Below are 5,511 nucleotides of genomic sequence, written 5' to 3'. Positions count from 1 at the left end.
TCAGGGCGAAGCGCATCGCCACGAAGCGTCGGGCATAGGCGGTGACCAGCGGATAGGCGTGGCGGCTGCTGACCAGCCGCATCGCGCCGAGGCGGCGGCGGTAGCGCTCCGTCACCTCGGCCGAGAAGGCGCTGCCGTCCAGGGCCACCAGCCGCTCGATCTCCGGCCTGGGCAGGGTGATCACCGCGGAGGAGCAGCGGCCGTTCAGCGGCAGCATGGCGATGGTCTGGTCATGGCCGAACCATTCGGTCGCGACATGCCCGTGCTCGCCCTCGTGCTCCAGGCGGCAGACCAGCATGGACTTGCCGAAATCCGTCACGTCCGCCCCAATCCGCTGCGCCTTGCGGAGCGGCGAGAAGCGCGTGTCCGCCGCCACCACCAGCTTCGCGCCGATCTCCCGCCCGTCGGACAATGCCAGCCGGGCACCCTGGCGGGTGATCGTGGCGTTGGTGACGCTGGTGCCGGCCAGCAGCGTCAGCCCCGCCTGCCCCTGCACCGTGGCGAAGAGCGCGCGGCGGATCAGGTGGTTCGGGACGAGCTGGCCGAGCGCCGCCTCGGCCCGGTCGGACACGTCGAAATGCAGGGCGTAGGGAGAGCCGCCGTTCAGCACCCGCGCCTCGCGCAGTGCCGAGGCGGCACCGGAGGGCAGCCGGTCCCAGGCGCCCAGGGCGCGCAGCAGGTCCTGCGAGAGATGGGTGAGCGCGATCTCGCGCCCGTCGAAACCGGGGTCGGCCAGCCGCGCCTCGGCCTGCGTCTCGATCAGCGCCAGCGAAAGCCCGCTGCCGGCCATTTCCCGCGCGAAGGCGAGGCCCACCGGCCCGCCGCCCACGATCGCCATGTCGAACTGCATCTTACGCTCAACCCCCGGATCGCCGGATGCCCCTGTCCCGGCCGGAACAGCCCGGGGAGCATCCCGATGGATCAACGCCTGTGAAGGGGGGAGAAGGGTGGGGCGACCTACGGGATTCGAACCCGTGACATCCAAGACCACAACCTGGCGCTCTACCGACTGAGCTAAGGCCGCCACACGGTGTGGCGCGGTGTAAGGCCCGCCCGTGGCGTCGTCAACGGGGGTCGCGCGCGAAGTTTGGCGCGTCCCCTGCCGCCTTCCCTTCCCTCCGTCCTAGACCACCCGCGCCTTGCTGCCCGCTTGGCCGCCCGCCTGCTCGCGCCCGGCCTTCCAGGCCTCCAGCCGCGCCAGGGCCTCGTCCAGCACCTCCAGCCGCTTGCAGAAGGCGAAGCGGGCATAGTGGCTGGGTGCGTCCGGCCCGGCATAGAAGGCGCTGACGGGGATCGCCGTCACCCGTGCCGCCTCGGTGATGTGGCGGCAGAAGGCCACGTCGTCCCCGGCGAAGCCCAGCGGCCGGAAATCGGCGGTGATGAAGTAGGAGCCCATGGCGGGCAGCACGCCGAAGCCCAGCCGCTCCAGCCCCGCCGCGAGGTGATCGCGCCTGGCCTGGAGCCCGCCGGACAGCGCCTCGAAATAGCCGTCCTCCTTGCCCAGCCCCAGCGCCACCGCCCGCTGCAGGTTGGGCGGCGTGGTGAAGGTCAGGAGCTGGTGTGCCTTGGCCACGTTCGGCGCGACGGAGCGGTCGCAGGTGATGTAGCCCACCTTCCAGCCGGTCAGGCTGAAGGTCTTGCCGGCCGAGCCGATGCGCAGGCAGCGTTCGCGCATGCCGGGCAGCGTCATCAGCGGGATGTGCTTCCATCCGTCGAAGGTCAGGTGCTCGTAGACCTCGTCGCAGACCGCGTAGGCATCGTGGCGCTGCACCAGCTCCGCGATGAAGGCCAGCTCGGCGGCGGTGAAGACCTTGCCCGCCGGGTTCATCGGGCTGTTCAGCAGGATCGCCTTGGTCTTCGGGCCGAAGGCGGCGGCCAGTTCGGCGCGCGGCAGCTCCCATTTCGGCGGCGAGAGGCGCACCAGCTTCGGCACCGCGCCCAGCATCCGCACCACCGGCAGGTAGGTGTCGTAGAGCGGCTCGATCAGCACCACCTCGTCGCCCGGGTCGAGCAGCGCCATCAGGCAGGCGGTGATCGCCTCGGTGGCGCCAGAGGTCACCACCACCTCCGCCACCGGGTCGATCTCCATCCCATAGAAGCGGTGGTTCGCGGCGGCCACGGCCTCGCGCAGCTCGGGCACGCCGGTCAGCGGCGGGTACTGGTTGCGGTTGTCCAGCAGCGCATCCGCCGCGGCCCGCACCACATCGGCCGGCCCTTCCTCGTCCGGGAAGCCCTGGCCGAGGTTGATCGCCCCGTGCTGCGCCGCCAGCGCCGACATGACGGTGAAGACCGTGGTGCCGGTGGCCGAGAGCAGGGCGTTCTGCGGCCGGGCGGCCTTCGATTCGACGTTCTGGGGGCTGCCTGGAGGCTTCATCTCTGGGTGTGCTTCGTTTCCGATGGGAGACCCGGCGGGGCGCTCCCGATTCTCACGGGACCCGCCGCGGCGGACCCGGAAGCGGGCCCTGGCGCGGGGGTCTGGGGATGCGGCGGCCCGACTCCGGCGCAACGGTCCGGCCGGCGCCATGCCGGGTTTTCCGTGCGGGTTTCCAGGCCCGGGAGGATAATGGGACCCCCGCCACGGTGGCGCAACCATGTCTCCTGGTGGCATCTGCCGCCAAAACGGGCAGAATGCCGCCCGGAACGGCGCATCCCAGGGGCGTGAGCGGTGAAAACCGCCCGCCACGGCCATTGCCGGCGCGGCACGGGCCGTGCAACACCGGGTACGCCCGTGTCGCGGGCCAGCGCCGGCAGGACAAGGCCGGCGATCGCGAGGGGAAACGGCCCTCGCGCCGTCAGGTGGCGCGGGGAAACGGGACGGCGGAGCCGATGAAGAAGATCGAGGCCATCATCAAGCCCTTCAAGCTCGACGAGGTGAAGGACGCCCTCCATGAGATCGGGCTCCAGGGCCTGACGGTCGTGGAGGCCAAGGGCTTCGGGCGGCAGAAGGGCCATACGGAGCTCTATCGCGGCGCCGAATACGTGGTGGATTTCCTGCCCAAGGTGAAGATCGAGGTGATCTGCCCCGACGACCTGGCGGAACGCGCCATCGAGGCCATCACCACGGCCGCCCGCACCGGGCGGATCGGCGACGGCAAGATCTTCGTGTCCGACGTGCAGGAGGTGATCCGCATCCGGACCGGGGAACGCGGCGAGGACGCCGTCTGACACAGCGAGATTCCGGGCGACCGGCTCCGGGTTGGGTGTCCCGAGGGAACCCGCAGGGGCCGGCGGCCGGCGGAACGTGGGCCGGACGGCCCGCGAAGTGATTGCCACGTTCTAGGGAACAGGATCAGGACACGATGGCGAAGAAGCCCGCAGCAGCCCCGGGGGTCCCGGACGGCGTCTCCAAGGTCATGGACATGATCAAGGAGAATTCCGTCGAGTACGTGGACTTCCGCTTCACCGATCCGAAGGGCAAGTGGCAGCACACGGCCCAGCACGTCTCGACCGTCTCCGAAGAGGTCTTCACGGACGGCATCATGTTCGACGGCTCCTCGATCGCCGGCTGGAAGGCGATCAACGAGTCCGACATGATCCTGATGCCGGACACGGCCAATGCCTGCATGGACCCGTTCTCGGCCAAGCCGCAGCTGATCCTCTTCTGCGACATCATCGAGCCCTCGACCGGCCAGGCCTATGCCCGTGACCCGCGCGGCACCGCCAAGAAGGCCGAGGCCTATGTGGCGTCCTCCGGCATCGGCGACACCGTGCTGGTCGGCGCCGAGGCCGAGTTCTTCGTGTTCGACGACGTCAAGTTCGGCACCGGCGGCAACTTCGGCCACTACAAGCTCGAGAGCATCGAGGGCCCCGGGGCCAACATGAAGGACTACCCCGAGGGGAACATGGGCCACCGCCCGCTGGTGAAGGGCGGCTACTTCCCCGTCCCGCCGGTCGATAGCGAGATGGACCTGCGCGCCGAGATGCTCTCGACCATGATCGAGATGGGCCTGCCGGGCGAGAAGCACCACCACGAGGTGGCGCAGTCGCAGCACGAGCTGGGCACCCGCTTCGGCAAGCTGGTGACGATGGCCGACCAGATGCAGATCTACAAGTACTGCGTCCACAACGTCGCCCACAGCTACGGCAAGACCGCGACCTTCATGCCGAAGCCGATCTATGGCGACAACGGCTCGGGCATGCACACCCATCTTTCCATCTGGAAGGAAGGCAAGCCCATGTTCGCGGGCAACGGCTATGCCGACCTGTCGGAGATGTGCCTGTTCGCCATCGGCGGCATCATCAAGCACGCCAAGGCGATCAACGCCTTCACCAACCCGTCCACCAATTCCTACAAGCGCCTGATCCCGGGCTTCGAGGCCCCCGTGCTGCTCGCCTACTCGGCGCGCAACCGTTCCGCCTCCTGCCGCATCCCCTACACCACCAGCCCGAAGGCCAAGCGCGTCGAGGTCCGCTTCCCCGACCCGACCGCGAACCCCTACCTGTCCTTCGCGGCGCTCACCATGGCGGCGATGGACGGGATCAAGAACAAGATCCATCCGGGCGAGCCGATGGACAAGGACCTCTACGACCTGCCGCCGGAGGAGCTGAAGGACATCCCGACGGTGTGCGGCTCGCTGCGCGAGGCGCTGGAGAGCCTGGCGGCCGACCACGAGTTCCTGCTCGCGGGCGACGTCTTCTCCCGGGAGCAGATCGAGAGCTACATCGACCTGAAATGGAACGAGGTCTACCGCTTCGAGCACGTGCCGCACCCGGTCGAGTTCGAGATGTACTACTCCGCCTGAACCCGCGTTCCGGGCCGCCCACCGCGGGTGGCCCGGCCGGCGGAGCAGGGGTTTCGAAGGGCGCCGCGAGGCGCCCTTCGTGCTTTCCGCTCGCTTGTTCTTGTCGGAAGCCGGTCCCGCCCGCTCCTTGCGCCGTGGCCACGGACCTCTATTTTCGATCTTTCGTGAAACACTGTGCCGGAGGAAGCATCGTGACGCTGGAAACGGCCGATTGACCTCAGCGGACGTCCTGACGGCGTTGCGTGACGCCACAGCCACCCTGCACGCCCGTCTCGACGCCGGGATCGATCTGGACCGGCACCTGGCATCCCCGGCGGCCTATGCGCGCTTTCTTTCGGCCATGCTGGGCATCGTGGCGCCGCTGGAGGCGATGCTGGACCGCTTCGACTGGCAGGCCACCGGCCTCGCACCCGACACAGCCCGCTGGCGCACGCCGCTGCTGCGGAACGACCTCCGCTTCCTGGGCCTGCCGTCCGCGGGGTTGGACGCCCTGCCCCTCGCCCCGTCCCCGCCCCCTCCCGCAACACGGGATGCCGCCTTCGGCGCTCTCTACGTGCTGGAAGGCTCCGCCCTCGGCGGACAGGTGATCCTGCGCCGGGCGGAGGCCGCGCTGGGCTTGGGTCCGGAACGCGGCGCATCCTTCCATGCCAGCCTGGGCCGGCCGGTCGGCGAGGGCTGGCGGCGCTTCCGCCAGGCGCTGGCGCTTCATTGCGCCGATGCCGGGGGCGCCTGCGACGCGGCCCGCGACAGTTTCCACCGCCTGGAATCC

The 5,511-nt window shown here is 69.6% G+C and carries 5 protein-coding genes and 1 tRNA gene; 3 read left to right on the top strand and 3 right to left on the bottom strand.

Going from position 1 to position 5,511, the window contains the following annotated elements; all coding sequences use genetic code 11:
* The 3 genes from ROTAS13_RS18545 to ROTAS13_RS18535 form a co-directional block, all read right to left on the bottom strand.
* The coding region (locus ROTAS13_RS18545; protein ID WP_075823057.1) for an FAD-dependent monooxygenase at positions 1 to 850 on the bottom strand (850 nt) is incomplete at its 3' end.
* A 98-nt stretch (positions 851 to 948) separates the two neighbouring features.
* Positions 949 to 1,024 (bottom strand) — tRNA-His (locus ROTAS13_RS18540).
* 99 nt (positions 1,025 to 1,123) lie between these two features.
* Complete coding sequence (locus ROTAS13_RS18535) at positions 1,124 to 2,374, bottom strand: aminotransferase (RefSeq protein WP_075823056.1); 1,251 nt, start codon at positions 2,372 to 2,374, stop codon at positions 1,124 to 1,126.
* A gap of 452 nt (positions 2,375 to 2,826) precedes the next feature.
* On the opposite strand from ROTAS13_RS18535, the gene ROTAS13_RS18530 reads away from it, so the two are divergent.
* The 3 genes from ROTAS13_RS18530 to ROTAS13_RS18520 form a co-directional block, all read left to right on the top strand.
* A complete protein-coding gene (locus tag ROTAS13_RS18530; RefSeq protein ID WP_019462713.1) occupies positions 2,827 to 3,165 on the top strand; it encodes a P-II family nitrogen regulator in 339 nt (112 codons plus the stop codon).
* 134 nt (positions 3,166 to 3,299) lie between these two features.
* Positions 3,300 to 4,742, top strand: coding sequence for a type I glutamate--ammonia ligase (gene glnA, locus ROTAS13_RS18525; RefSeq protein ID WP_019462712.1), 1,443 nt, complete (start codon positions 3,300 to 3,302; stop codon positions 4,740 to 4,742).
* 211 nt (positions 4,743 to 4,953) lie between these two features.
* On the top strand, positions 4,954 to 5,511 hold a 558-nt coding region (locus ROTAS13_RS18520; RefSeq protein WP_139323437.1), incomplete at its 3' end, for a biliverdin-producing heme oxygenase.

This window comes from Roseomonas sp. TAS13 (assembly GCF_001950415.1).
Classification (GTDB): Bacteria; Pseudomonadota; Alphaproteobacteria; order Acetobacterales; family Acetobacteraceae; genus Roseomonas; species Roseomonas mucosa.
The sequence above is the reverse complement of the archived record's forward strand: the minus strand, read 5'-3'. Positions and strand labels throughout refer to the sequence as shown.

What these genes read in the sequence shown, in the direction of transcription:
- ROTAS13_RS18530 (WP_019462713.1), top strand. Translation starts at nt 2,827, where the DNA reads ATGAAGAAGATCGAGGCCATCATCAAGCCCTTCAAGCTCGACGAGGTG.
- glnA (WP_019462712.1), top strand. Translation starts at nt 3,300, where the DNA reads ATGGCGAAGAAGCCCGCAGCAGCCCCGGGGGTCCCGGACGGCGTCTCC.
- ROTAS13_RS18535 (WP_075823056.1), bottom strand. Translation starts at nt 2,374, where the DNA reads ATGAAGCCTCCAGGCAGCCCCCAGAACGTCGAATCGAAGGCCGCCCGG.